Raw genomic sequence first — 24,726 nt, 5'->3', positions numbered from 1 at the left:
CCTTAGGATGACGGAATACGCGTTCGCGCGGCCGTTGGCTCCATCCGGGCTTCTGTAACGGGCCTTTGTAAGTCAATCCCTTTTTGCGTGATCCACTCGCCGGGCACTTGCTTCTGTACGGGATCGGCGCGAAGGCCGTCGCCTGATGGGGTGCATTGAGGAGCCGGCCGGCCAATCTACGGAAGCGTGGTTGTGAGCCACTTCCCGGATGGCGGCCTGACCGGATCCATCGTCCCGGCGCAGGGACCTCGCTCAGGGAGAGCCTGGTGTCGTGGCCCGCCCAGAACCGATTGCTGCTCCTTGCTTAGGTTGCCGAGGCCTTGGCCATCGGGTTGAACGGTTTGGCGTCGGCGAGCATGCGATGCAGAACGACGGCGAGCTTGCGTGCGAGCGCCACCTTGGCCTTGCGCAGGCCTGCGCGCCGGGCGATCCGCATCGCCCAGCCTTTCAGCGCCGAGCAGTTCCTGACCGGCTTGGTCAGCATGACGTGAGCCGCCTGATAGAGCGCCTCGCGCACGGAGGCATCGCCGATCTTGCTGATGCGGCCGGTATAGTCGGTTTCGCCCGATTGGTACTTCTTCGGGGTGAGGCCAAAATGCGCTCCCGTCGCCTTCGAGGACCGGAAGCGCTTCGGGTCGTCGACCGCCGCGGCGTAGGTAAGCGCCACGATCGGGCCGACGGACGGTGTCGTCATCAGGAGGCGGGCTTGAGGGTGCGACCTGGCGAGCTTTTGGGTGTGCTTATCCAGGCCATTGAACTCGCGCCGCAGCACGGCGTGGGCTTCGAGCAGCGCCTGTGCCACGATCTCAAGTCCGGGATGGCCCGCTACGAGCTCCCGGATGCGTTCGGCGAACGTGCGCTCGGTGGTCGTGCCGACCTTCAGACCGAAGCCGCGGAGCACGCCGCGCAGGCTGTTCTCGATGTCGCGCAGCTTGGACTGCAGCAGCTTGCGTGCCGTCAGAACCGCCCGCGTCTCCTGCGCTTCGATCGACTTGCAGTGCACCGGCCGGAACCAGCCCAGCCGCATCAGTTGCGCGATCCCGCGGGCATCGTTGCGGTCCGACTTCACCGGCATCGCCTTGAAGGCATCGCGGACGTGCCGCGTCTCCAACAGTTCGACTGCCAGGCCCGCATCCCGCATCGCTGCGTAGAGCCATTGCGACAGCGGACCAGCCTCCAGCCCGATCCGTTCCAGCACCAACCCCAGCGACCGCAACCAGGTGATCAAGGCCTCCGGCTCACTCGCAACCCTCGCCTCGCGCAAAATCTTACCTGTCCCATCGACAAGGCAGACGCTCGAGCATTCCAAAGACACGTCGATTCCTGCATAGTGGTACATGGTCGTCCCTTAATGATGCTTGGAGCGGGCTTGCCCGACTCCGTTTATTGACACCATCAGTTTGAGGGACGACCGCCTTCCAACCAACAGGCCGCTCGCGAGCGCGCTTCCAAATCGCGCCGTAGCGAGCGGGCGGCCGGCCCGTTACCCCATCTACGCGCTGGCATGGTGCGGTCACCTGTCCCAAACTAGGTCAATGGCCGACATGGCAAACAAAGCCTGAAGAAATCCGCTCATTTACGGTCGGTTAAGCTTTCTCGATTATGACTGCATTGTCCTCGTTTGGACACCGAGTGGCTCCTGTCCACTCTGTTTGACGCCTCCCTGTTATCAACTTCAAAAGCCGCCGGAAACGGCGGCTCTTTTTTGTGCGTCCTATCCGCCGGAAACCATAAATCGGGTTGCGGCTGGACTCTTCGGCGCGCCCGCGCAATGATTTGTTCATCATAAGCTGGCGCGTCAGATGCCAGCGGGCGTTACGTGGTGTGAGGGCGTTAACCATGGCCGATCGTTCCCAGAGCGAAGCCGGGCTTGTGCTGTTCAGTGAGCGGCTGACCAATTCTGCGGCATTTGGCGTGCTGTTCCGGGAAGGCATGGACCTGGTCGAGCAGACCGCCGCCTATCTCGACGGCGACGGACGCACTGAGGCCAAGGCGCTGGAACGCTCCGTCAGCCTGACCTATGCCACCGAAAGCATGCGCCTGACCACGCGGCTGATGCAGCTCGCGTCGTGGCTGCTGTTGCATCGCGCGGTCAAGGAAGGCGAGATGACGCTGACCCAGGCCAATCGCGAGAAGACCAAGGTGAAGCTGTCGGCCGCCGATCCCGGCCCGGCCGATATGGTGACGAAACTGCCGGAGCAATTGCAGCAGCTGATCGCCCGCTCGATGGATCTGCAGACGCGGGTGCGCCGGCTCGACACCACGATCCACGCGCCGGCGCCGGATCGTTCGACGATCGGCAACCCGCTGGTGCCGCAGCTCAACCGCCTCAAGGCCGCCTTCGAGCAGTAAATCGACGCGCGGCGCGGTTCGGGCCGCGTCCTCATGAATCAGCTCGGGCGCGCACCTTGCCCCAACCGTGGCTCGGTCCCGGCGAGCAGCCGCTGAATGTTGGCCCGGTGGCGCGCAATCACGTAGATGGCGCCTGCGATCACCAGCAACCGATAGGGCAACGGCTGCTCCAGCGTGCAGACGAGGGCGACCGCAGTCAACGCTGCCAGCATCGAGCTGAGTGAAACGATCCGAGAGACAGCCAGCACGGCGAGGAACACCGTCGCGGCTACGAAACCAACTGGCCAGGACAGCGCCAGCAATACGCCGAGCCCGGTCGCCGCGGATTTGCCGCCCGTAAAATTCAACCAGATCGAACGGCCGTGTCCGAGCAATACGGCAAGTCCGGCCAGGCAAACAGCCCAAGGTGTCCAGCTCTCAAGGTCAAGCGCAGCCGGCGGCGTGACGGTCGCGAGCCAGGGATAGAACCAGCGGGCAAACACGATCGCTGCCGCACCCTTCAGCACATCGACCAGCAGAACCACCAGCGCAGGCCATGGCCCCAGGGTGCGCAACACGTTCGTTGCCCCCGTGGATTTCGAGCCATGCTCCCGAATGTCGATGCCCTTGAGCAGCTTCCCCGCCAGATAGCCTGATGGCGTCGCCCCGAACAGATAGGCGACCGCCAGTCCAGCCACGCTCGCACTCCAGAACATCATGGCAGTCACCTCGACGCTTTCATTTCAAGCGAACCTGATCTGGTTGTCTACGTCTTCCGCGATCCATGATTCCGCGCAGACGGATCGCGGCCACCTCCAGTTCTTCCGGCGCAAATCCGCCGAAGCCGAGCATCAGGCCGGGCCGTGCGGCCAGCGCGTACATCGGCGAGATCGGCCGCACGACGATGCCATCGGCGAGGGCAGCCTTCGCCAATTGCACATCATCGGTGCCCTTCGGCAACCACAGCAGCAGGTGCATGCCCTGGTCGCTCGGCTGCAGCGTGACGTCATCAGGCATGTGACGTTCGAGCGCCGCGATCAGTGTCGCACGCCGTGCGGCATAGACGCCGCGGATGCGCCGGATATGCGCTTCGAACAGCCCCTCGCGCATGTAAGCCGCCAGCACGTGCTGGTCGGCGGTCGGCGAATGCCGGTCGAGCAGCGCCCGCGCGCCGGCGAAGGCATCGATCAGCGGCAGGGGCGCCACCACGTAGCCGAGCCGCAGCGAGGGAAACAGCACCTTGCTCAGCGTGCCCAGATAGATCACCCGCGACGGGGCGAGGCCTTGCATCGACGGGAAAGGATGACCCGCATAGCGCAGTTCGCTGTCATAATCGTCCTCGACGATCCAGGCCTCGCGGCGCGCGGCCCATGCCACCAGCGCGTTGCGGCGGGCCATGCTCATCGGCATGCCGATCGGATATTGATGCGACGGCGTCACGAAGGCCGCGCGCGCATTCGGACACGCGGCGATCGCGGCATCGACGTCGATGCCTTGCGCATCGACACCCACGCGCGTGGTGACGAGATCGAGATCGTCGAGCACGGCCGTCATGCCGGGATAGGCGGGATCCTCGGCCCACACGCGATCACCCGACGTCAGCAGCACGCGGCCGGCGAGATAGAGGCCCTGTTGCGTGCCGGCCGTGATCACGACCTGCTCGGGCGCGCAATGCACCGCGCGGGATTTGCGCACGTAGTCGGCGATCGCCTGCCGCAACTCCATCAGCCCGCGCGGATCGCCGTAGCTTGCCGGCGCTGCCGCGCGCGATGCGCGGACGCGGTTGCCGAGGCGCCGCCAATTCTGGTCGGGGGCGACGGCGCCGCCCGGGACTGCGATCGCAAACGGCGCCTCCGGCATCGGAGTGAAGGCAGCCGCAACCTTGGCAAGCCGGATCGCGCGCGGCGGCAACTGGATCGGCGCGGTCTTGTTCGAGCTGCGGTTGATCGGCGGGCGGACGGGCCGCGCCTGTTCGGCAAGCGTCGGCGCGACGCTTGTGCCGGCTCCGACATGCGACACCAGATAGCCCTCGGCCTGCAATTGCTCGAAGGCTTCCATGACCGTGCCGCGGGCAACGCCGAGCGAAGCCGACAGCGCGCGGGTCGAGGGCAGAAATTCACCGGCCTTCAATTCGCCGTTGGCGATGGCGGCGCGCAGAGCCTGCGCGATCTGCCGACCAACCTGTCCGGCGGTGCGGTCGACCGCCCGGAGCGGAGGGATGCTGATCGTGGTACGCAGGCGGGGCATAGTGGACCACTCAGTATGATCGAAAGTGGCTCTTATCATAGGCCACTTCGGCGCTATTGTGCGAGCAACAATTGATGAGGTCTCCCAGAGGTCTGCCATGTACCTGCCGCCGCATTTCAAGATGGATGAGCTCGGCCCGATCCACGCCGCGATGCGGGCCTCAAAGCTCGCGACGCTGGTCACCGTAACCGCCGACGGGCTGATCGGAACGCCGCTGCCGCTGATCCTCGATGCAGACGAGGGCGACTACGGCACGCTGTACGGCCATGTCGCGCGGCCCAATCCGCAGTGGAAGCTGCCTGCGGTCGGCGAGGCGATGGCGATCTTCACCGGGCCCGACGCCTATGTGACGCCGTCCTGGTATGTGACCAAGGCCGAGCACGGCAGGGTGGTGCCGACCTGGAATTACCTCGCCGTGCACGCCTACGGCGCGGCCGAATTCTTCGAGGATGCGGACCGCCTGCTCGATGTCGTCACGCGGCTGACCCGGTTGCACGAGAGCACGCGCAAGGAGGCCTGGCAGGTCAGCGATGCGCCTGATGATTTCATCAAGGCGCAGCTGCGCGGTATCGTCGGCTTCCGGATGCCGATCACGCGGATCGACGCCAAGAAGAAGATGAGTCAGAACCGCAAGCTCGAGGATCGCGCCGGTGTCATCGCGGGTCTTGATGCCAGCGACAATCCTGCTGACCGCGAGGTCGCGGCGATGATCCCGGCGAACTGAAACGAAAGCTCGCGATGGAATTGTACCTCGCGTTTGCGATCACGACTGCGACCTTCGCCCTGATCCCGGGGCCGGCCATGCTGTACGCCGCGGCCCGCACCTTGGCGGGCGGCCGGCGCGCCGGGCTGCTGGCCTCGCTCGGCCTGCATCTCGGCGGCTATGTCCATGTCGTCGCCGCGGCGGCCGGCCTAGCACTGCTGTTTCACGCGGTGCCGCCGCTGTTCGTGGCGATGAAGCTGGCCGGAGCGGCCTATCTGGTCTGGCTCGGCCTGTCGCTGTTCCGCGATCGCGACAATACCAAGCGTCCCGAGCTTGCGCCGCTCTCCGCCGAGCGCGCCTTCGCGCAAAGCATCATCGTCGAGGTTTTGAATCCGAAGACCGCGATCTTCTTCCTGGCATTCCTGCCGCAGTTCGTCGATGCGTCCGCAAGCCTGCCGGTCTGGGCCCAGCTGTTTCTGCTCGGCACCATCGTCAATCTGACGTTCTCGGCGGTCGATATCGTCTGCGTGTTTTTCGCCAGCACCGTGATGTCGAAGCTGCAGCGCTCGCAGAGGTCGCAGCGGATCATGCAGCGGATCGGCGGCAGCATCCTGGTCGGGCTCGGCGCACGGCTCGCGTTCCAGGACCGCTAGGTCAGCCCTCAAGACAAGGTCGCGGCAAGAGCAATCAAGGCGACAAAGACACCAAGTGGCGCAAGGTGCGAAAGATCGCGGTGGCGTAGAACGGTCATAACTGCAGCAGCGATGATTACCGCCCCAAGCGCCAGGCCAATACTGCGACTGGCGGGAAGCGCAATCAGAACGGCGCTCATGATCTCCAGTCCACCAGTAAAAAGGCTCCACCAGCGCGGGTAGCCCCACCGCGCGAAATCACTTTGCGTTCCGGGCGTGCCAATCGCGTTGAAGAGGCCTGCGCCAAAGAATCCGGCGACGAGGAGCCAGATTGGAAGAGCATGCACCATCTCAGGCCGCACCAATCATCATGGGGATGGCCGCCAGGACCATAAACACCGCCGTGAGGCCGTGCATGCCGAAGGCGCTTTTGGTGGAGCCTTTCGCCGCGAGAATGAGCAGCATGTCGCCCACGGGGATGATTGCTTCAACAAGCAGGATGATGCCGACCCCGCGCGGGGCGCCCCACGCCATGAACGCCAGTACGGCCAATCCCGATGCAATGTCGCGCACCCCCTTGAGGCGAAGCCACCAAACGATGTTGGTGCCGTTTTCAGGAAGCGGCAGGCCGAAACTGCGCGTCGCGGTCGTTGGGTTCACGACATATAGGGTGCCGATCACGATAATCGCGACAGCTACGAGCGATGCCATTCCGAGCGCAAGCCAATGCATCACATTGTCCTAATTCTAGCAAAAGAAGGTAACCTAGCGTTGCTAGCTTGATAATCTAGCATTGCTAGATTATCAAGCGCCGGTATGATCACGAATATGTGGGGCCTTCCGGATCTGGGAGATTGAGGATTGGGTATTGCCGAGCGGAAAGGGCGGGGGCGGGCTGAGCGCGAGCATCGCATTGTCGCGGCAGCGCGCGTGATCGCAGAGCGCGAAGGATGGGATGCCGTTACAGTCCGCCGCCTGGCCGAAGAGATCGAATATAGCCAGCCAGTCCTCTATTCGCATTTCGAGAACAGGGATGCGATTGTTGCGGCAGTTGCAGTCGAGGGTTTTAAGGAGCTCACAGTCGCTCTTCGGGAAGCGGCAAGCGGATCGACCAGAGGACGAAATGCGCTCAAGGATGTCGCGATCGCCTATCTCGCCTTTGCGCTACGTCATCCTGCACTCTACGAGGCGATGTTCATCCTTCCGACGGGTTTGCGGTTCGCCGAAGCTGGAACCAGACCGGAACTTAGGGCCGGTTTCGAAGCCCTTGCGGCAGTTGTGGCACCGTTCTGCGTCGATGTAGCTGTCGTCACCGAGACGTTTTGGGCAGCCCTTCATGGGCTCGCTGCACTCGAACGTTCAGGGCGGATTAGGCCCAGCGCGCGCGGCGAACGCATCGCACTTGTCGTTCGGGCGATCGTAGCTTCCGGAAACAGCTAGCCTGGCAGGTTTGGCGCATCGACCTCCAACGCCCGGAGCTGAGTTTCAGCTTTCTCCTATCGAATATTTCGACCGGCGCGCCTCTCGCATGCACTGCACTCGCCGGAACATTTTGAGCGCGCTGGTGTCGGTCTCGCATGCGTCATGCGAACTGCTCGCAACGGCAAGCTTGATGCGGCGGGCGCGACAAAACACCCGACGGGCAACTCAGCAAAACGCGTCAAGTCCCCGTCGCAAAAATATTTCGCTTTATCAGAAGTGCAACTCGGTTTATGGTTCGCCCGTCTCACCCGATCGAGGGGCGCTGCGCATCGTCACGGGTGTTGCGGTGAGATGCGGTGGACGCTGATTGCGCAGTCGACGAATGCGCGTGACGCGGACGGTGAAGTCGTGTGGTCCTGACGCCCTAGTGGCCGGTGTCCTCTCGCAAAACGCGTAAGCGTTTTTGCGAAAGCGGTGACAAACAAGCCAAGTCTCGCCGGGGAGAGCACGAAGTAAGCCGTAACCCATCGCGCAGGGAAAGCCGGGTTGTTTCCGGTTACACCTGTGGTCCTACCCCCGAGCTTTCTACCTTTGCTCGGGGCCCATGGGTGCGATCGGCACCCGGCTTTCCCTGCGCCCTCTGTTCAAGGAGAGGGCGGAACGAGAAGCAAAGCTCGGGCAAATCATGTCGCGAGAATGCGGAGCTGTATCCCCACCCACACTGTCATCGCCCGGCTTGACCGGGCGATCCAGTACGCCGCGGCCTCTCGGCTCAAGCACTGGCGCCTCTGGAATACTGGATCACCCGCATGCGCGGGTGATGACACTGAACATGCTGTTTGACGTTCGATCCGACCCGACCCCCCAAACAAAAACGCCCCCGAATCGGAGGCGTTTTGCATTGGGCGTCGATAGCGATCCCGAAGCGGACTTTACTCCTTCTTGAGGAAGCCCGAAAACTTCTTCTGGAAGCGCGACACACGGCCGCCACGGTCCATCAGCTGCTGGGTGCCGCCGGTCCAGGCCGGGTGCGACTTGGGGTCGATGTCGAGGTTCAGCGTGTCGCCTTCCTTGCCCCAGGTCGAGCGGGTCAGGTACTCGGTGCCGTCGGTCATGACGACCTTAATCGTATGATAATTCGGATGAATATCGGCTTTCATGGCAGTTCCTTCGGCGCGCCGGCGCCCGTCTCAAGATGTCTGGGGTACGGGATTTGGGCGGCTCTATAACGCATGGAGCCCCCCAAAACAAGCCAAGAAAGGGGCTTAAGCCCATCACCGGATTGGGACTTTACCGGATTTGCCAGCCGGGGGTCGGCGGGCCTATGTGGAGGCGATAGAACCGGTCTAGAAACATAATGAGCGTAGCCGAACAGCTTGAGACCCCTCCCGGCAGGCCGCAGCCTCCGCGCGATGCGTTGCTCGACGAGGAAGCCTTCATCGAGAGCCAGATCACGGAGCCGGCGAAGAGCCGTGCCCGCCTGCGGCCGCTGCTTGCGCTCGCGCCCTACGTGGCGCGCTACAGGGGACGCGCGATCCTCGCGCTGATCTCGCTGACCATCGCGGCGATCACCACGCTGGTCGTGCCGGTCGCGGTGCGGCGGATGATCGACATGGGCTTCACGCCCGAAGGCATCGCGATGATCAACAGCTATTTCAGCGTGATGATCGCGGTCGTCGCCGTGCTCGCCTGCGCCAGCGCCTCGCGCTACTACCTTGTGATGACGATCGGCGAGCGGATCGTCGCCGATCTCCGGCGCGACGTGTTCGCGCATCTGATTTCGTTGTCGCCGTCATTCTTCGATTCCGCACGGAGCGGCGAACTGGTGTCGCGGCTCACCGCCGACACCACGCAGATCAAGTCCGCAGTCGGCGCCTCGGTGTCGATTGCGCTGCGCAATCTGATGCTGTTCTTCGGTGCTGCCGCGATGATGGTGATCACGAGCCCGCGGCTGTCCGGCTTCGTGCTGGCTGCGATCCCGCTGATCGTGATTCAGCTGGTCGCGTTCGGCCGCTGGGTGCGGCGGCTGTCGCGCAACGCCCAGGACACGCTGGCCGATGCCAGCGCCTATGCGAGCGAGCTGGTCAACGCGATCCGCACCGTGCAGGCCTATACCGGCGAGCGGCTGGCCAGGACGCGCTTCAGCCGCGAGGTCGAGCAGGCCTATGACGCCGCGCGCAGCTCGACCAAGGCGCGCGCGATGCTGACGCTGATCGTGATCTTCATCGTGTTCGCCAGCGTCGTCGTGATCCTGTGGGTCGGCTCGCACGACGTGCTGGTCGGAACCATCAGTCCCGGCCGGCTTGGCCAGTTCATTCTCTACACGGCGTTCGCTGCCAGCGGCCTCGGCCAGCTCAGCGAGGTCTGGGGCGAAGTCTCGGCCGCATCGGGCGCCGCCGAGCGGCTGTTCGAGATTCTGCGCGTCAAGCCGGAGATCGCAGCTCCCGCCGCGCCGCGCGCGCTGCCGCAGCCCGCACGCGGCGATGTCGGCTTCGACAATGTCAGCTTCGCCTATCCGACCCGGCCCAACGCGCTTGCGGTCGACGGCGTGTCGCTGAAGGTCGGCTCCGGTGAGAAGGTCGCGATCGTCGGCCCCTCCGGCGCCGGCAAGAGCACGCTATTCCACCTGCTGCTGCGCTTCTACGACCCGAAATCGGGCACCATCTCGCTCGACGGCGTGCCGATCCGGCAGGCCGATCCCGCCGAGGTTCGCGCGCGGATCGCGCTGGTGCCGCAGGATTCCGTGGTGTTCGCCGCCTCGGCCCGCGAGAACATCCGGTTCGGCAGGCCGGATGCCACCGACGCCGAGGTCGAGCGTGCCGCCGATCTCGCCCATGCTACCGAATTCCTGCGCCGCCTGCCCGGCGGCTTCGACGCCCAGCTCGGCGAGCGCGGCGTGACGCTGTCCGGCGGTCAGCGCCAGCGCATCGCGATCGCGCGCGCCATCCTGCGCGATGCGCCGCTGCTGCTGCTCGACGAGGCGACCTCGGCGCTCGACGCCGAGAGCGAGACGCTGGTGCAGACCGCGCTCGAGGAACTGATGCGCCACCGCACCACGCTGGTGATCGCGCATCGTCTGGCGACCGTGCTGTCCTGCGACCGCATCCTCGTGATGGACCAGGGTAGGATCGTCGAGCAGGGCACCCACGCCGAACTGGTCGCCGCCAACGGCCTCTATGCGCGGCTGGCGCGGCTGCAGTTCGAGGGGATTTGAGCCCGCGATCTTGCTAGGCGTTGCCGGGCCGCTTATGCGGCGCCTATGAGATCGCTCGCGCGCTCCCCTCGAAAACCTATTGCCGCGCAAGGATAGTCACGCCGCGCCCCGGATCGGGCGCGCGGGGTGTTCGATCGATGCGCAGCGAGGGAGCAAGCGAATCGCAGGGCAAGCTGCTCGGCGCCTGGCAACTCGCCGTGCTGCGCTTCACGGTGACGCTCGACGACGCCGACCGGATGCACGCGCTCGCCATGGCCGGCGAGCTCGATCGATTGGATGGTGCGGCCGACGGCTCGTTCCACTTCTTCCGCAGGACGACAGCGGAGCTGTGTCATGCCATCACCGGTCACGATGCCCATGCGAACGCCGTTGTCCGGCGCTTTCAGATGCAGATCGACAATCCGCGATTGCGGCGGGCCTTCGAGGCGGCGATCGCGAAGGATCGGACGCCGCCGAAGCTCGTCTCGAGTCGGACCAGGCCCAGCGACGATCTCTGGAGAGGCCTCGCCCCGCGACGGGCGACTGGAACGTAACGGACCTCGCCGCCACTCGCATCGTTGATACGGCCTTCTCGCGTCGCGCGAAGGACGATTGCGTTACACCATATCGCAAGAATCCCGATCGGGGCGTCGCGATAGATGCGATGCATTTTTGTCTCTTGGCCCCGCTTGGGTCCGGTCGTAAGCCTTAATGAAGGCGGCCGGCCGGGACCGCGGTTTTGGACAATGCGGGGGGAGTGGCGAGATGGGTGGTTTGATGATCAGCGGCGGCCGGGTGGTGGATCCGGCCAGCGGGATGGACGCGATCGGCGACGTCGCTGTTGTCGACGGCCGGATCGCCGCTGTCGGCACCGGCCTCGGCGGCGCCGAGCGGCAGATCGACGCGACCGGCCTCGTGGTGGCGCCCGGCTTCATCGATCTGCACGCCCACGGCCAGACCATTCCGGCCGATCGCATGCAGGCCTTCGACGGCGTGACGACGTCGCTCGACCTCGAGGCCGGCGTGCTGCCGGTTGCGTCCTGGTACAAGCGCCAGGCCGAGAAGGGCCGGGTGCTGAACTATGGCGCCGCGGCCAACTGGGCCTTCGCGCGGATCGGCGCGATGACCGGCTCGAATTCGGAGAGCTCGCTGGAATCGTTCGGCGCAGCGATGCGCGATCGCCGCTGGATCGAGAACGTGGCGACCGAGGGCGAGGTCGGCGGCATCCTGGAGCGCCTTGCCAACGGACTGAACGAAGGCGGCATCGGCATCGGCATTCTCAACGCCTATGCGCCCGGCGCCGGCGTGCAGGAATTGACCGCGGTGTGCCAGCTCGCGGCTGAACATGCGGTGCCGACCTTCACCCACGTCGCCTACATGTCGCGCATCGACCCCGAGAGCGCGGCCGAGGCCTATATCCGCCTGATCGGCTATGCCGGCGCCACCGGCGCGCATATGCACATCTGCCACTTCAACTCGTCGAGCAAGACCGATATTGAACGCTGTGTTGCGCTGATCGCAAAAGCGCAGGCGCAGGGCCTGCCGATAACGGTGGAGGCCTATCCCTACGGCACCGGTTCGACCGTGCTGGCGGCGACCTTCTTCAGCGATCCCAAATTCGAGGAGCGCAACGGCCTCGGCTACGATTCGGTGCAGCGCGTGACCGACGGTCACCGCTTCGGCAGCCGCGAGGAGCTGCTGGCGGCGCAGGCCGAAGAACCCTCCACGCTGGTGCTGTGGCATGTGCTCGATATCGAGAACAATCAGCATCATCGCGACCTGCTCGACATGGCGGTGCTGTATCCGGGCGGCGCGATCGCGTCCGATGCGATGCCGTGGACGCTGTCGGACGGCCGCCCCTACACCGGCGACGGCTGGCCGCTGCCCGATGATGCCACCTCGCATCCGCGTTCGGCCGGCTGCTTCACCCGTTTCATCCGCGAATGGGTGCGCGAGCGCAAGAAAGTGTCGCTGCTCGAGGGCATCCGCAAATGCGCGCTGATCCCGGCGGAAATCCTGTCCGCAAGCACGCCGGCGATGCGCGCCAAAGGCAGGTTGCAGGTCGGCGCCGACGCCGATGTCGTGGTGTTCGACTTCGAGACCTTGAGCGATCGCGCGACCTTCTCCGCGATGAACCGCCCGGCGGAGGGCGTGCGGCACCTCGTGGTCAGCGGTCAGCCGCTGATCAACGACGGCGTGCTCGATGTCGCGGCGCGGCCGGGCCGGCCGGTGCGCCGGCCGGTCGCCGGAGGCTGATATGCCGGTCCCGATCCTGCTGGTCGCGGGTTTTCTCGGGGCGGGCAAGACCACGGTCGTGAACCATCTGCTGGCGCATGCGCAAGGGCGGCGCATCGCGGCGGTCGTGAACGACTTCGGCGCGATCAACATCGACGCGGAGCTGATCGCGGGCGCCAGCGATGGCGTGGTCAGCCTGAGCAATGGCTGCATCTGTTGCACGCTGGAGGGCGATCTGCTGCGCACGCTCGCAACCTTGCTGCGGCGTGATCCGCGTCCCGAGTTCATCGTGATCGAGACCAGCGGGATCGCCGATCCCTCCGACATCGTGCGCAACCTGATGGATCCCGTGGTCTGGAAGGAGGCGCCGCTGGAGACCGTGCTGTGCGTGGTCGACGCGACGCAGCCCGTGACGATGCTGGACGATGCGCTGCTGCGGTCGCAGCTGCGGGCGGCCGATGTGGTGGCGCTGAGCAAGGTCGATCTGGCTGATGCTACCGCGCGCGCCGCGATCCGCGACGCCGTACGCGCGGTGCGGCCGGCGGCGGTTGTCGTCGATGCGCTGCATGGCGAGGTGCCCACCGAACTACTGTTTCCGGCCGATCTCGATCATTTGCCGGCGCCGCGTGAGACCATGCCGCGACGGCCGGTGTCCGACCGGTTCGAAACGCTGAGCTGGACGTCGGAGCGGCCGGTGCGGTTGCCGCGCTTGCAGCAGGCGATCGGCAGGCTGGCGCCGAAGCTCGCGCGATCGAAGGGATTGTTCGAGACGGTGGAGCAGCCGGGGCGGCTGACTGTGTTTCAACTCGCCGGCGGACGCGCAACTTTGGCTGCGGGCGGCGTGCCGTCGGCTGGCGTGCCGCGCACGCGAATCGTGTTCATCGCCGAGATCGGCGTGCTGTCGCGCGCGGAGATCGATGAGATCATGGCAGGCTGCGTCGAAGCTACCTGAGTTTTCCGTCACCCCCGCGCAAAGGCTTTGCCTTTGTCGCTGGAGGAGCGCGTAGCGCGTCTCGAAGGGTGCACGGCCACCAGCCGGGCCGTCGATCCTTCGAGACGCCGCTTCGCGGCTCCTCAGGATGACGGGTTAAGGAGGTCTCCGCGTCAGCGATACAGGCCGTGTGTCATCGCCGCAGCACCGTCCCGCAAAGCACGTGCGCGACAATCGCGCCGAATTGACAGCCCATCCCGCACCACCTATCGTTTCCGCCGACGGTTCCCTTCGGGGATCAAAAGGGAATGCGGTGCGAGGGTAACCCCAATGCCGCAGCTGTCCCCGCAACTGTAAACGGCGAGCCTTTCGTCAATTTGCCACTGGGCCATTCGGTCCGGGAAGGCGTCGACAGGCGACGACCCGTGAGCCAGGAGACCTGCCGTCAGTCGTGGTCACACGCGAGCACATCGGGCGGGGGCGTCCTGGTGGGATCGGAGCACTGCCTTTTGGGCAATGCGCCAGTCCGCGTTCGCGGTGACGTGCCACGTTACCGCGAGTCCTTTCATGTCTCCGTCTTCTCCCGTTGCGCGCCGCTGGCGCCTCGGCCTCGTTTGCTCCCTGTCATCGCTGCTGCTGCCGGCTGAAGGTGGAGCACAAACACCGCCACCAACCAGGCTCGATCCGATCGAGGTCTCGCCCTCGGCATCCGAAACGCCCAAGCCCGCGGCGCGAAGCAGCAACTCGGCGTCGTCGTCGCGGCCACGCTCCAGACCCGCACCGGCCGCGGCAATCGGCAACACGCCGCGCGCCGCAGCGTCGGGCGCTTCGGGGTCGGCATCGCCCACGCTCAACGCCACCACGCCGGGTAGCACCGGCAGCCGTCTGAATCTAACGCCGCTGCAGACGCCGGCAAGCGTCGAGATCATCACGTCGCAGACCATCGCCGAACGCGGCCAGCATAATGTCACAGATGCCGTCACCCAGGACGCGGCCGGGTTCATCGCAACGCCGGCTCCCGGCAATGGCGGCCTATCGTTCAGTACCCGCGGCTTCGCCGGCAGCGATTCGGTGATGACGCTGTATGACGGCACGCGCTTCTACATCGGCTCGGGAACCCTGACGTTCCCGTACGATACCTGGTCGGCGCAACGTATCGAGGTGCTGCGCGGCCCCGCCTCGGTGCTGTACGGCGAAGGCGCAATCGGCGGCGTCATCAACGTGATTCCGAAAAAGCCGCTGGGCACGCCCTACAACGAAGCCGAGGTCTCGCTCGACAGCAACATGACGCGGCGGCTCTCGGTCGACAGCACCGGTCCGATTAATCCCAATGTATCCTACCGCATCAATGCCACCGGCAACATGTCGGACGGCTGGGTCGATCGCGACAAGACCTCGAACGCGGTGGTCTTCGCCGCGGTGCGGGTGCAGGCGTCGGAAAATCTCGCCTTCACTCTCTCGGAAGATTATGGCGACCGCAGCCCGTCGCGCTATTTCGGCACGCCGCTGATCAACGGCGTGATCCAGGATGCGCTGCGCTTCAAGAACTACAACGCGCTGGACAGCACGATCCGCTATCAGGACAGCTGGACCCAGTTCAAGACCGAGTGGGACGTCGCCGACGGCATCAAGATCAACAACACGCTCTATTATCTGACCAGCGAGCGGCACTGGCGCGACATCGAGAGCTACACCTGGAATCCGAAGACCAGCTTGATCGATCGCGGCAACTATATCGAGATCTTCCACGACCAGAAGCAGGCCGGCAACCGGATGGACGCGACCTTTAGCGGCCACATCTTCGGCCTCGAGAACCGCTTCGTTGCGGGATTCGACGTTAACCACATCGACTTCACCCACACCAATAACTCGCCGTTTGGCGGCGCGTCGTCGGTCAACCCCTACGTCTTCGATCCCGGATCGTTCTTCGCGACGACCACTGCGACATCGCCCGGCTTCAATGCGATCGTCAATCAATACGCGCTGTTTGCGGAGGATCGTCTGTCGCTGACCGATCAATTGTCGCTCGTCACCGGCGTCAGGTACGATCGCCCCGAGGTCGACCGCACCGACTATCGGACGTCGTCGAACAGTTTCGACGTCGCGCTCTCGGGCACCAGCTGGCGCACCGGGGTGGTCTATGAACCGATCAAGAACCTCGCGTTCTATGGTCAGTATGCGGTCGGCGTCGATCCGGTTGGCAATCTCATCTCGCTGTCGGCCACGCAAAAGACCTTCCAGCTCGCCACCGGCAAGCAGACCGAGATCGGGGTCAAGCAGTCGTTCCTGGGCGGACGCGGCGAGTGGACGCTGGCGGGCTATCAGATCGTCAAGAACAATTTGCTCGTTGCCGATCCGAACAACCCCGCAGGCCTCGCATTGCAGGTCGGCCAGCAATCATCGCGCGGCGTCGAGGCATCGGTCGGACTGGCGTTGGACTATGGCTGGCGTATCGACGCCAATGTCGCGCTGCTGCAGGCGAAGTACGACAACAACAGCCAGCTGGTGAGCGGAAAGCTTGTCAGCTATGCCGGCAACGTTCCGATCAACGTACCGCAGCAGGTTTCGAACGTCTGGTTGACCTGGGACTTCGCATCCAACTGGTCGGTCTATGGCGGCGTCCAGATCGTCGGCCAGATGTACTCCGACCTTGCCAACACCCAGTTGCGGCCGGGCTACAATGTGGTCAATGGCGGTGTCAGGTGGAAGCCGGATGAGCGCACCACGGTCGCGTTCCGCGTCTACAATCTGTTCGACAAGGTCTACGCGGTGACGTCGCCCTATGCCGGGCAGTGGCTGCTGGGCATGCCGCGCACCGCGGAACTCTCCGTCAACGTGAAGTTCTGACGATGCGCAACGCTCTGATCCGGCGAGGACGGCGATGGCTCTATGTCGTCCATCGCTGGATCGGCATCGCGACCTGCCTCTTGTTCGCGATGTGGTTCATCTCAGGCCTCGTCATGATGTACGTGGCCTTTCCGCGCCTCACCGACAGCGAGCGCCTGGCCGCGCTCCCAGTCATTTCGTGGGGCAAGGTGCAGATCGCGCCTGACCGCGCGATGGCGATCGCGGGCATGGAGCATTATCCGCGCGATCTGCGGCTGTCGATGATGGCCGATGTTCCGGTCTATCGCGTCGCCGGCTGGAAGGGAGCCGCCGTCACCATTTCGGCGATCGACGGCAGCGTCATCGAACGGATCGCACCGGACCAGGCGCTGGCCATCGCTGGTCATCACCCGAAAGCGGTGCGTCCGCAGTTGCTCGACACGGTGACGCGCGATCAATGGTCGGTCACTGCGCGTTTCGACTCGTTGCGGCCGCTCTATCTGATCGGCCTCGGCGACGCTGCCGGGACCGAGCTCTACGTCTCCGCGCGCAGCGGCGAGATCGCGCTCGACACCACGCGGCGGGAGCGGGTCTGGAACTGGCTCGGCTCGATCCCGCACTGGATCTATCCGACCGTGCTGCGCAAGGACAGCCCGTTGTGGCGAGACGTGGTGCTGTGGATCTCGGGCGTGTGCCTCGTGGTCGCGGTCACCGGCTTCTGGATCGGCATTCTACGGCTTCGATTGATGCGTCGCTACGCAAGCGGCGCCATCTCGCCGTACCGCGGCTGGATGGCCTGGCATCATATCGCCGGGCTGATCGGCGGCATCTGCGTTTTCACCTGGATGTTCAGCGGCTGGCTGTCGCTCAATCCCGGCGGCGTGTTCTCCGGCCGCGGCGTCAGCAGGGAGATCGCGGTCGGCTATGGCGGCCATGACGCGCTCGAGATTGTCGCCGGCTTCCAGTCGACGCCATCGATATCAGCCGTGGAGGCACGCTTCGTCTGGATCGGCGGAAGGAGACTGATGATGCTCGATGACAGCGATGGCCGTCGCAGCCTCGCCGATCCCGCCACCGGCGCGCCCGCGTCTCTCTCGCGTGACGAGATCATGGCAGCCGCCCGGCGCGCGGTGCCCGGAGCTGCCATGATATCGGCCCAACAGCTCGATGAACCCGACGCCTATTGGTACACACTGCACAACGCGCGCGAGCTTCCCGTGCTGCGGATCGGCTTTGATGATCCCGCGCAAACCTGGCTGCACATCTCTCCGATCACTGGTGAAATTCTCGACCGCAGCGACGACAGCCGCCGCTCCTATCGCTGGCTGTTCAACGCGCTGCACAGCCTGGATTTCCCAGTGCTACTGCGCTTCTGGCCGGCGCGCGATGTCGTGGTGTGGCTGCTGTCAGCGGTCGGCACGATCGTCTCGATCAGCGGCATCGTGATCGGCTGGCGCCGGCTGCGCCGCCGGCCGCTGCGAAGGAGACACCTGTCTCCCAGCTTGGCGCCCGCGCGGAAAACTACTTGACCGTCAGGTGCACGTCCGGCGCCGGCGGGCCAGGGATCCATCCCAATGCAAAGCGCTGGCCGGCGATGATCTCGTTGCGCGAGAGTTTTGATGCGACCGCATCGCGGAACCGGAGATAGGCTTCGCGCTGCCGCCCGCTGGCGCGGGCGGCCGCCAGATTGAGCCATTTGTAGGCCAGCACGTAATCGTTCGGAACGCCGTGGCCCTTGTCGTACGTCAGGCCGAGCATGGCTTGCGCGAACGGGTCGCCCTGCACGGCGCCGCGATAGTAGAGATCGGCGGCGGCGTCATAGGCCTGCGGCACGCCAAAACCGTGCTCATACATGAAACCGAGCAGGCCGAGGGCGCGGGCATTGCCGCGCTCGGCGGCCGGCGCGAGCTCCCGAGACGCCCTGACATAGTCGCCGCGATGGAAGGCGGCCGTTCCGCGCGCCACGCTGTCGGCGCTCGCGACGGATGCGGTCATCGCCCAAAGCGCGACCGCAAGCGTAGCGCAGAGGCCGGTTCGCAGCGCGCGCATGCGGAGCATCCTGTTGCCCGGCTCAGTGGAAGCTGGTGGTGATCGGCGCATTGGTCGATGTCGTGGCGATGCTGCCGCGCAGTTTCGATCGAAGCTCCTCGGCGACGACCTGGGCGTCGGTACCGTTGCGGATGATCTGCGGGCGGATGAAGATGATCAGCTCGGTGCGCTGGGTGCCGTTGCTCTGATGCCCGAAGGCGTCGCCAAGGCCGGGAATCTGGTCGAGCACGGGAAGCGCATTTCGGTTGCCGCTCTGCTGCTCGCTGATCAGGCCCGCCAGCAGCACGGTCTGGCCATTGGCGACCGCGATCTGGCTCTTGACCCGCCGCTCCGACACCGTGGGCGTCAGGTTTACCGAGCTGCTTTGGGGAACGTTGCTGATCTCCTGCTCGACATCGAGCCGCACTGTGCCGTTCACGCTAACGCGTGGCGAGACCTTCAGGATGATGCCGGTGTTGCGATAGTCGATGGTATTGACCACCGTGTTGCTCGTGGTCAGCACCGTCGCGCTGCCGGTCGAGACCGGGACGACGTCGCCGACCTGCAGCGTCGCGACCTGGTTGTTGATCACGACCAGCGAGGGATTGGACAGCACCTTGACGCTGGTGACGGCATGCAGCGCATCCAGGATCAGGCTCGGCTGCGTCGCGGAGCCGATCAGGAAGTTGAAGCCCGGAAAGCTCTGGTTGATGAAAGCATTGGTGAGCGAGCCCGCCACCGAGACCGCGCCGGTGGTTGCGTCGGTGGTGGTCGCGGGCGCGCTGGTGGCCTGGGTGCCAAGGATCGAGCCGGTGTTCGGCTTCAGGCCGAGGTTTTGGCTGGTGAGATAGGTCTGCACGCCGTAGGACAGGGTGTTGTTGAGCGTGACCTCCGCGATCGTCGCGTCGATGGCGACCTGGAGCTGCGGCTCGTCGATCTGCAGCAGCGTCGACTCGATGATGCGGTAGTTGGCCTGGTCGGCATAGATCAGGAGATTGTTGTTCACGACATCGGGCGTGATGCGGACGTCCTGCAGCACGGGCTGGCCGTTGCCGCCGCTGGCGCCGCGTCCGGCATCCAGCGCGGCATTGTTACCCTGGCCCGCATTGGGATTGTTGGCTTGCCCACCGGCGCCAAATCCCTGACCCAGGCCCTGACCCGTCGCACCAGTCCCCGACGTGCCGCGGGATGCGAAGCCGCCCATGCTCGAATTCGAGCCGTTGTTGTTGTTGAGTGATAGACGATCGGCGACGCTTGACGTCGACGAGGTGCCGGAGCCCGGCGCGAGCTGGCTGTCGGCACTGTCGAGCAGATTGCCTGAGGAGCCGCCGAGGAACATGTCGGTCAGAACCCGCGCGATCTGGCGCGCATCGCCATACTTGACGCGGTAGACATGGACCGTGGTTCGCGCGGTGTCGTTGCGGTCGAGCCGCTTGATCCAGGTCGCGGCCGTGTGCAGCATGTCCGGCTTCTTGGTCACGACCAGCACCGCATTGAGGCGTGCGATCGGCATGAATTTGATCACGTTCTGGCTGAGGCCGTTCTCGCCGGAATCGACGATCTTCTCCAGCTCGGCAATCACGGGCGCGGGCGAGCCGCTCGAGATCGGGAAGATCCCGACCGATTGGCCGCGCATCCAGTCGACGTCGAAGCTGAGCACGGTGTCGACAGCGGTGCGGCGCTCGGCCCCGGTGCCCTGGATCAGCAGAAGATTCCGCGTGGTGTCGGCGCGGATTGCGCCCGCCCTGGTGGCAAAACTGTCGGTCAGCTTCAGCAGGGTCTGGGCCGACACATATTGCAGGGGAACCACCGAGATGCCGAAACCGGGCTCGGGATTGGCTGCCGCGGCATCGATGCGGCCGCCGCCGACGGCGTCGCCAAGCGGCGTCAGGCGATAGCCCGCGGTATCCTTGAGCAGCACGACGCCGCTCAGGCGCAGCGCGTTTTCAAGCACGAACACCATGTCGGATTTCGGCACCGGGCGGACCGACACCAGGCTCACCGTGCCCTGCACCCGTGGGTCGATGGTGTAGCCGACATGCAGGATATCGCCCAGCACGACCTTGGCGACGGTCGCCACCGGCGTGCTCTCGAAATTCAGGTCGAAACCATTGCCATTCGCCGTCGGCTGCGGCCGCGCGTCGGCGACGGCCGTCACGTCGCTGCCTTCATACATCGACGCGCGGACGTTCCCGCCCTGGTTGCCGGGTGTCGCCGCGAGTGCGCTCACCGGTTGCGGCTGGCGCGGCAGCAGATCCAGCGAGCGCACCTTGTCGGTGACGTCGAGCTGCGACGCATCCACGCTCTCGCCGACCGTCGCGGAATTGCAGGACGCCAGCAACCCCAGCGACGTCAAGACGAAAATGGCTGTCAGGCCGCCACGGATCGTCGGGCAGCGGCCCACTGTGCCTACGCGTTGCATGAAGGCCCTTCGCTACTTGCTGGCTGATATTTCGATGGCTTGCGACGATCGGTCCTGCCCCGGAGGACTCTTAGCGAGCGTTCATGACAGAAATAAATTGGTTACATGATTGTCGTTCGCGACCTGCATCGTGTCGTGCCAAAATTTGTGCAGCCGGCGCGTTGCTTGTGTCCGCGATGCCACCTCAAAGTTTCTTGAGCGCGGCGGACGATGTGACTTCGCACAGCTGTCACACTTCGGGTCGATAACCGCGCAGTTAACGGGAGCCGAACGGCGCCAGCGGCTCGGCGCGAGTTGATCCAGGATAGCGTGGCGGGATAAGAGAATGGCCAACGACCTGTCCGTTCGGTTTGTGGATTATCTCCGTCAGAACAATCACCTTGCGCCGACCGATGGGCCGGCCGAGCGGACCGGGCAGGGCGCCGACCACCGGCAACTGAAGCTGTGGGAGGTCACCAGTCTTTCGCCTGTCGAATTCGCCGACGAAGCCGCGCGCTTCTTCGCGCTGGGCCGCCTGACGCTCCAGGAAATGACCTCGGCCGAGCCGCTGGTCGGGTCGTTCTCGCCGCGTTTCCTGCGCGAGACCATGGTCTATCCGTGCCGGGAAGCCGATGGAACCGCTGTTCTTGCGGTGGTCGATCCCACCGATCAGGCGACGCAGCGGGCGGCGCAGATTGTGCTCGGCGCCGGGATAACAGTGAAAGTGGCATCGTCGGAAGACGTCGCCATCGTGCTGAACAACCGCGCCAGTGCCGAGGAGGACGAGGCCACCGAACTGACGGCGGCGCTGCCCCGCGAAGACGACATCGAGAGCCTGCGCGATCTCGCCAGCGGCGCGCCGGTGGTGCGCGCGGTTAACGATCTGATCGAGAAGGCGGTCGAGCTTCGCGCCAGCGACATCCATATCGAGCCGTTTGCCGCCGGCCTGATGGTCCGGTTGCGGATCGATGGCCTGCTGCGGCCGGTCGCGGCGTTGTCCGGCGTGCTGCCCCAGGCCGTGGTCTCCCGCATCAAGATCATCGCCAATCTCAATATTGCCGAGCGTCGCCTGCCGCAGGACGGCGCGGCGCGGCTGCGGGCCGGGCGGACCGACATCGATATCCGCGTCGCGATCATGCCGATGCAGCATGGCGAATCCGCCGTCATCCGTATCCTGCCCAAGGATCGCGGCCTGCTGGTCGTGGAAAAGCTCGGCTTCTCGCAGGCTGATGAGGCCAAGCTGCGGCGGCTCTTGAAGCTGCCGCATGGCATGATCGTGATCACGGGACCGACCGGCAGCGGCAAGACCACGACGCTGGCGACGATCCTGTCGATCCTCAACGAGCCCAGCCGCAAGATTCTCACGATCGAGGACCCGGTCGAATACGAGATCCCCGGCGTCAACCAGTCCCAGGTCAAGCCTGCGATCGGTCTGACCTTCGCCACCGCCTTGCGCTCCTTCGTTCGACAGGACCCCGACGTCATCATGGTCGGTGAAATCCGGGATACCGAGACCGCGCATGTCGCGGTGCATGCGGCGCTGACCGGGCATCTGGTGCTGACGACGCTGCACACCGAGACGGCGGCGGCCGCGGTGCCGCGCCTGCTCGACCTCGGGGTCGAAGGCTATCTGCTCCGTTCGGTGCTGCGCGGCGTGATCGCGCAGCGGCTGGTCCGGCAATTGTGCGAGCGCTGCAAGACGGCGCGGCCGCTGGCAACGGCTGATTTCTCCGAGGATCCCCGGCTTGCGGCGATCGGATTGCGGGCTGGCGAGATTGTTCACGAGCCATGCGGCTGCGAACGCTGCGGCGGAACCGGCTATCGCGGCCGCCTCGGCGCATTCGAACTGCTCGAACTATCGAATGAATTGCGCGACCTGATCGGGGAGCGAACCGACGGACTGAAGATCGATACGATGGCGATCCGGGCGGGCATGACCACGATGCTCGACGACGGGGTCGCCAAATGCCGCGCCGGATTGACCTCGCCCGCCGAGATCCTCCGCGTTGCGACGGTGCGGTGACGTCGTGCCGAATTATCGCTATCGCGCTTTGACCCAGACTGGCGAGATCGTGAACGGCACGATCGCCGCCCCGACTGCGGCTGAGGTGGCGCGGCGGATCGAATATCTCAAGCTCCTGCCGATCGAAACCACCGAGGACAAGCGCGCGTCCGGCGCTGGCGGCGGCCGCAGCCTGTTCGGCGGGCCGAGTGCCGCCGAGGTCACCACGTTCACGCGCGATCTTGCGCTTCTGCTCAAGGCCGGCGCGCGTCTCGACGATGCCCTGGAGCTGCTGTCCGGCGATGCCGATGTCGGCCGGATGCGTCCGGTGGTGGCAAAAATTCGCGCGGCCCTGCTCACCGGCGAGAGTTTTGCCGATGCGGTGGCGGATCATCCGACCTTGTTCCAGCCGATGTACATCGCCCTGGTCCGGGTCGGGGAAATCTCCGGCACGCTGGATTCCGTGCTGGAGATGCTGGGGACCGAGCGCGCGCGCTCCGAGCAGATGCGGCGCAAGCTGACTGACGCCATGCAGTATCCGGCCTTCGTGCTGGTCGCGGCATCCGGCGTGATGCTGTTCTTCCTGCTGTTCGTGCTGCCGCAATTCTCGACCGTGCTGGGCGATTTCGGCGGCAAGTCGGATACGGCGCTCGCCAGCTTCATCGCGGTATCGGATTTCCTCCGCGCCAATGCCACGGCGGCAAGCCTGATCAGTGCGGCCACGATCGCGCTCGCATGGTGGCTGCTGCGGCAGGCGCGCGTCCGTGCGGCGCTCGTCAACGCGATCTCGCGGGTGCCTGGCATCAGCAGCGCCTTCCAGTTCTATCGCGCCAGCCTGTTCTGCCGCAATCTCGGCGTCCTGCTCGGCAGCGGCGTCAACCTCACGGCTGCGCTGCGCATCCTCGTAGACATCATGGCGGTGACCGGGAGCGAGGCGAACTGGACCGCCGCCGCCGACCGCGTCCGCCATGGCGGAAAACTGTCGGAAGCGCTCTCCGTCGCGGACAGCCTGCCGCCGATGGCGGTGCGCATGCTGCGGCTCGGTGAAGAGACCGGGCAGCTGCCGGTGCTGGCCGGGCGGGTCGCGGAATTCTACGAAGCAAAATTGCAGCGCAGCCTGGACCGTGTCGTCGGCATTGTCGGTCCGCTGGCCATCATCACGATCAGCACCGTCGTCGGCGGACTGATCGTATCGGTGATGACGGCGCTGCTCTCGGTCACGCAGCTAGTCGGTTAGAGCAGAGGTCATCGGTCATGATATCGCGCAACACCATCATCGGGGCATTTTCCATGCGAGCGGGACGCGCTCGGGCGCGGTCACAAGGGCCGCGGCGTTCAGGGGAGGAGGGCTTCACCCTGGTCGAGATGCTGGTGGTGATCGCGATCATCGGCCTCATCATGGGGCTGATCGGGCCGCGCGTTCTCAACTATCTCAGCGAATCCAAGGTCAAGACCGCGCGCATTCAGCTGCAGAGCTTCTCCAGCGCGCTCGACCTGTTCTATCTCGACGCGGGCCGCTTCCCGTCCACGGCGGAGGGCCTCGCCGCTCTGGTCCGGCGCACGCCGGGTGTTGCTGCCTGGAATGGCCCGTATCTGAAGGGCGGCAACGTTCCGAGCGATCCCTGGAATCACGCCTACATCTATCGCTCGCCGGGTGAACACGGGCCCTATGACATCGTCTCCTATGGATCTGACGGTCAGGAGGGCGGCAGCGGCACCTCCGCCGACATTTCGCTCGAGAAGGCGACAGCCGCCAACAATGAATAACAAGGATG

At 65.1% G+C, this 24,726-nt stretch carries 21 protein-coding genes and 1 riboswitch; of the genes, 13 read left to right on the top strand and 8 right to left on the bottom strand.

All coding sequences use genetic code 11. From position 1 onward, the window contains the following. Window positions 1-304: 304 nt before the first annotated feature. Window positions 305-1,339, bottom strand: coding sequence for an IS110 family transposase (locus tag WDM24_RS37650; protein WP_338826979.1), 1,035 nt, complete (start codon window positions 1,337-1,339; stop codon window positions 305-307). Window positions 1,340-1,839: 500 nt separating this feature from the next. Between WDM24_RS37650 and WDM24_RS37645 the strand changes: the two genes are divergently transcribed. Continuing rightward, window positions 1,840-2,352 carry a DUF1465 family protein gene (locus tag WDM24_RS37645; RefSeq protein ID WP_338829309.1) on the top strand — a complete coding sequence of 171 codons (513 nt, stop codon included), beginning with the start codon at window positions 1,840-1,842 and terminating at the stop codon, window positions 2,350-2,352. A 38-nt stretch (window positions 2,353-2,390) separates the two neighbouring features. Here WDM24_RS37645 and plsY read toward each other — a convergent pair whose 3' ends face one another. Together plsY and WDM24_RS37635 are read right to left on the bottom strand one after the other, a co-directional pair. Continuing rightward, complete coding sequence (gene plsY, locus WDM24_RS37640; protein ID WP_338829308.1) at window positions 2,391-3,050, bottom strand: glycerol-3-phosphate 1-O-acyltransferase PlsY; 660 nt, start codon at window positions 3,048-3,050, stop codon at window positions 2,391-2,393. A gap of 19 nt (window positions 3,051-3,069) precedes the next feature. Next, window positions 3,070-4,578, bottom strand: coding sequence for a PLP-dependent aminotransferase family protein (locus tag WDM24_RS37635; RefSeq protein ID WP_338829307.1), 1,509 nt, complete (start codon window positions 4,576-4,578; stop codon window positions 3,070-3,072). 97 nt (window positions 4,579-4,675) lie between these two features. On the opposite strand from WDM24_RS37635, the gene WDM24_RS37630 reads away from it, so the two are divergent. Then, a complete protein-coding gene (locus WDM24_RS37630; RefSeq protein WP_338692413.1) occupies window positions 4,676-5,302 on the top strand; it encodes an FMN-binding negative transcriptional regulator in 627 nt (208 codons plus the stop codon). A 14-nt stretch (window positions 5,303-5,316) separates the two neighbouring features. Next, the gene (locus WDM24_RS37625; RefSeq protein WP_338829305.1) at window positions 5,317-5,934 is read left to right on the top strand and encodes a LysE family translocator; all 618 of its coding nucleotides are present in this window, start codon (window positions 5,317-5,319) and stop codon (window positions 5,932-5,934) included. An 8-nt stretch (window positions 5,935-5,942) separates the two neighbouring features. Here WDM24_RS37625 and WDM24_RS37620 read toward each other — a convergent pair whose 3' ends face one another. Both WDM24_RS37620 and WDM24_RS37615 read right to left on the bottom strand, forming a co-directional pair. Continuing rightward, window positions 5,943-6,263 carry a DoxX family protein gene (locus WDM24_RS37620; RefSeq protein WP_166299086.1) on the bottom strand — a complete coding sequence of 107 codons (321 nt, stop codon included), beginning with the start codon at window positions 6,261-6,263 and terminating at the stop codon, window positions 5,943-5,945. 1 nt (window position 6,264) lies between these two features. Continuing rightward, complete coding sequence (locus WDM24_RS37615; RefSeq protein ID WP_338829304.1) at window positions 6,265-6,645, bottom strand: DUF4267 domain-containing protein; 381 nt, start codon at window positions 6,643-6,645, stop codon at window positions 6,265-6,267. A gap of 129 nt (window positions 6,646-6,774) precedes the next feature. Here WDM24_RS37615 and WDM24_RS37610 point away from each other — a divergent pair, with 129 nt between their 5' ends. Continuing rightward, window positions 6,775-7,353: a TetR/AcrR family transcriptional regulator gene (locus tag WDM24_RS37610; protein ID WP_338829303.1), complete on the top strand. Its 579-nt coding sequence runs from the start codon at window positions 6,775-6,777 to the stop codon at window positions 7,351-7,353. A gap of 914 nt (window positions 7,354-8,267) precedes the next feature. On the opposite strand, the gene rpmE is transcribed toward WDM24_RS37610, so the two are convergent. Further along, window positions 8,268-8,495 carry a 50S ribosomal protein L31 gene (gene rpmE / locus WDM24_RS37605; RefSeq protein ID WP_338829302.1) on the bottom strand — a complete coding sequence of 76 codons (228 nt, stop codon included), beginning with the start codon at window positions 8,493-8,495 and terminating at the stop codon, window positions 8,268-8,270. A 197-nt stretch (window positions 8,496-8,692) separates the two neighbouring features. Here rpmE and WDM24_RS37600 point away from each other — a divergent pair, with 197 nt between their 5' ends. The 6 genes from WDM24_RS37600 (at window position 8,693) to WDM24_RS37575 (ending at window position 18,049) form a co-directional block, all read left to right on the top strand. Continuing rightward, complete coding sequence (locus WDM24_RS37600) at window positions 8,693-10,549, top strand: ABC transporter transmembrane domain-containing protein (RefSeq protein WP_338829301.1); 1,857 nt, start codon at window positions 8,693-8,695, stop codon at window positions 10,547-10,549. 137 nt (window positions 10,550-10,686) lie between these two features. After that, on the top strand, window positions 10,687-11,082 hold the full coding sequence (locus tag WDM24_RS37595) for a hypothetical protein (RefSeq protein ID WP_338829300.1): 396 nt from the start codon (window positions 10,687-10,689) through the stop codon (window positions 11,080-11,082). Between the two features lie 211 nt (window positions 11,083-11,293). Next, on the top strand, window positions 11,294-12,784 hold the full coding sequence (locus tag WDM24_RS37590) for an amidohydrolase family protein (RefSeq protein ID WP_338829299.1): 1,491 nt from the start codon (window positions 11,294-11,296) through the stop codon (window positions 12,782-12,784). Window position 12,785: 1 nt separating this feature from the next. Next, a complete protein-coding gene (locus WDM24_RS37585) occupies window positions 12,786-13,715 on the top strand; it encodes a GTP-binding protein (protein ID WP_338692408.1) in 930 nt (309 codons plus the stop codon). A gap of 244 nt (window positions 13,716-13,959) precedes the next feature. Then, window positions 13,960-14,155: riboswitch (cobalamin riboswitch) on the top strand. 106 nt (window positions 14,156-14,261) lie between these two features. Next, complete coding sequence (locus WDM24_RS37580) at window positions 14,262-16,541, top strand: TonB-dependent receptor (RefSeq protein WP_338829298.1); 2,280 nt, start codon at window positions 14,262-14,264, stop codon at window positions 16,539-16,541. A 2-nt stretch (window positions 16,542-16,543) separates the two neighbouring features. Then, window positions 16,544-18,049: a PepSY domain-containing protein gene (locus WDM24_RS37575; protein WP_338829297.1), complete on the top strand. Its 1,506-nt coding sequence runs from the start codon at window positions 16,544-16,546 to the stop codon at window positions 18,047-18,049. Here WDM24_RS37575 and WDM24_RS37570 read toward each other — a convergent pair. Together WDM24_RS37570 and gspD are read right to left on the bottom strand one after the other, a co-directional pair. Next, window positions 18,042-18,515: a tetratricopeptide repeat protein gene (locus tag WDM24_RS37570; RefSeq protein WP_338832518.1), complete on the bottom strand. Its 474-nt coding sequence runs from the start codon at window positions 18,513-18,515 to the stop codon at window positions 18,042-18,044. The genes WDM24_RS37575 and WDM24_RS37570 overlap by 8 nt on opposite strands. A gap of 76 nt (window positions 18,516-18,591) precedes the next feature. Continuing rightward, window positions 18,592-20,970: a type II secretion system secretin GspD gene (gspD, locus tag WDM24_RS37565; protein WP_338692405.1), complete on the bottom strand. Its 2,379-nt coding sequence runs from the start codon at window positions 20,968-20,970 to the stop codon at window positions 18,592-18,594. A gap of 325 nt (window positions 20,971-21,295) precedes the next feature. Between gspD and WDM24_RS37560 the strand changes: the two genes are divergently transcribed. The 3 genes from WDM24_RS37560 to gspG are packed head-to-tail and all read left to right on the top strand — an operon-like array spanning window position 21,296 to window position 24,718. Further along, window positions 21,296-22,972: a GspE/PulE family protein gene (locus WDM24_RS37560; protein WP_338692404.1), complete on the top strand. Its 1,677-nt coding sequence runs from the start codon at window positions 21,296-21,298 to the stop codon at window positions 22,970-22,972. Window positions 22,973-22,976: 4 nt separating this feature from the next. Further along, window positions 22,977-24,188: a type II secretion system F family protein gene (locus WDM24_RS37555; protein WP_338692403.1), complete on the top strand. Its 1,212-nt coding sequence runs from the start codon at window positions 22,977-22,979 to the stop codon at window positions 24,186-24,188. Between the two features lie 53 nt (window positions 24,189-24,241). Then, on the top strand, window positions 24,242-24,718 hold the full coding sequence (gspG, locus tag WDM24_RS37550) for a type II secretion system major pseudopilin GspG (protein WP_166307498.1): 477 nt from the start codon (window positions 24,242-24,244) through the stop codon (window positions 24,716-24,718). The last annotated feature ends 8 nt before the right edge of the window (window positions 24,719-24,726 follow it).

This window comes from Bradyrhizobium sp. 27S5, from assembly GCF_037217225.1.
Lineage (GTDB): Bacteria > Pseudomonadota > Alphaproteobacteria > Rhizobiales > Xanthobacteraceae > Bradyrhizobium > Bradyrhizobium septentrionale.
Note: the sequence above shows the minus strand (reverse complement) of the source record. Positions and strands in the feature narration are given on the sequence as shown.

Coding starts and splice junctions, on each gene's coding strand:
- WDM24_RS37645 (WP_338829309.1), top strand. CDS start 1,840: ATGGCCGATCGTTCCCAGAGCGAAGCCGGGCTTGTGCTGTTCAGTGAG.
- gspD (WP_338692405.1), bottom strand. CDS start 20,970: ATGCAACGCGTAGGCACAGTGGGCCGCTGCCCGACGATCCGTGGCGGC.
- WDM24_RS37590 (WP_338829299.1), top strand. CDS start 11,294: ATGGGTGGTTTGATGATCAGCGGCGGCCGGGTGGTGGATCCGGCCAGC.
- rpmE (WP_338829302.1), bottom strand. CDS start 8,495: ATGAAAGCCGATATTCATCCGAATTATCATACGATTAAGGTCGTCATG.
- gspG (WP_166307498.1), top strand. CDS start 24,242: ATGCGAGCGGGACGCGCTCGGGCGCGGTCACAAGGGCCGCGGCGTTCA.
- WDM24_RS37620 (WP_166299086.1), bottom strand. CDS start 6,263: ATGGTGCATGCTCTTCCAATCTGGCTCCTCGTCGCCGGATTCTTTGGC.
- WDM24_RS37570 (WP_338832518.1), bottom strand. CDS start 18,515: ATGACCGCATCCGTCGCGAGCGCCGACAGCGTGGCGCGCGGAACGGCC.
- WDM24_RS37630 (WP_338692413.1), top strand. CDS start 4,676: ATGTACCTGCCGCCGCATTTCAAGATGGATGAGCTCGGCCCGATCCAC.
- WDM24_RS37560 (WP_338692404.1), top strand. CDS start 21,296: ATGGCCAACGACCTGTCCGTTCGGTTTGTGGATTATCTCCGTCAGAAC.
- WDM24_RS37650 (WP_338826979.1), bottom strand. CDS start 1,339: ATGTACCACTATGCAGGAATCGACGTGTCTTTGGAATGCTCGAGCGTC.
- WDM24_RS37625 (WP_338829305.1), top strand. CDS start 5,317: ATGGAATTGTACCTCGCGTTTGCGATCACGACTGCGACCTTCGCCCTG.
- WDM24_RS37585 (WP_338692408.1), top strand. CDS start 12,786: ATGCCGGTCCCGATCCTGCTGGTCGCGGGTTTTCTCGGGGCGGGCAAG.
- WDM24_RS37580 (WP_338829298.1), top strand. CDS start 14,262: ATGTCTCCGTCTTCTCCCGTTGCGCGCCGCTGGCGCCTCGGCCTCGTT.
- WDM24_RS37600 (WP_338829301.1), top strand. CDS start 8,693: ATGAGCGTAGCCGAACAGCTTGAGACCCCTCCCGGCAGGCCGCAGCCT.
- WDM24_RS37635 (WP_338829307.1), bottom strand. CDS start 4,578: ATGCCCCGCCTGCGTACCACGATCAGCATCCCTCCGCTCCGGGCGGTC.
- WDM24_RS37575 (WP_338829297.1), top strand. CDS start 16,544: ATGCGCAACGCTCTGATCCGGCGAGGACGGCGATGGCTCTATGTCGTC.
- plsY (WP_338829308.1), bottom strand. CDS start 3,050: ATGATGTTCTGGAGTGCGAGCGTGGCTGGACTGGCGGTCGCCTATCTG.
- WDM24_RS37615 (WP_338829304.1), bottom strand. CDS start 6,645: ATGCATTGGCTTGCGCTCGGAATGGCATCGCTCGTAGCTGTCGCGATT.
- WDM24_RS37595 (WP_338829300.1), top strand. CDS start 10,687: ATGCGCAGCGAGGGAGCAAGCGAATCGCAGGGCAAGCTGCTCGGCGCC.